At 39.9% G+C, this 646-nt stretch carries 1 protein-coding gene and 1 pseudogene; both read right to left on the reverse strand.

Annotation, left to right across the window (positions count from 1 at the left end; genetic code table 11):
• Window positions 1-116, reverse strand: a pseudogene (locus LJE09_RS17330) (ABC transporter ATP-binding protein); the annotation flags it as partial.
• A 135-nt stretch (window positions 117-251) separates the two neighbouring features.
• Window positions 252-646: sensor histidine kinase (locus LJE09_RS17335; protein ID WP_227311609.1), on the reverse strand; the 395-nt coding region annotated here is incomplete at its 5' end.

A 646-nucleotide genomic window follows, 5' to 3' on the forward strand; every position in this document is an offset into this window, starting at 1 on the left:
CCCAGCAGACCATAAATTCTCCCACGCTTCACATGGATATTTAAGTCAGCCACACTCTTTTGTGAGCCATATTGCTTCGTCAGATTTTTTGTTTCAATGATGTAATTTGTATCCATATTCAAAACCTCCTGTTCTGTAAGGTATTCTATCACGCCAACCTTGCATTAACCTTGCCGCAACCTTGCATTAACCTTGCAATTTGAAATTCGGCTAAAATGACAAGAGTTCCCGCCGTAAGGACGGGAACCCGCTTAAATCTCCAAAGGAAAACGCAACACAAATTCAGTTCCATTTCCCGGAAAACTTTCAACTGTTATGCTTCCACCCATCTTTTCTACAAGCTGATGGACAATAGAAAGACCAAGTCCGCTGCCTTTTTCAGAGCGTCCTTTATCACACTTATAAAGCCGTTCAAATATGTGTTTCAAATCTTCTTTCTCAATTCCCACTCCATTATCCGCCAGCAACAGCTCCATGCTGTTTTCCTTCTTCGATAGGGAAATTTTAATTTTGTCTGCATGGCTATGAGCGATTACATTTTGAATAAGGTTATTGATGATCCTCATATAGCTATCCATATCTAATCTTACCCGGACAGGCTGTTCAGGAATATCAATGTCATAATCAACCTGTTTATCCTCAAAAA

The sequence above is a fragment of the Blautia sp. DFI.3.45 genome (assembly GCF_020593505.1).
GTDB classification, from domain to species: Bacteria; Bacillota; Clostridia; order Lachnospirales; family Lachnospiraceae; genus Blautia_A; species Blautia_A wexlerae.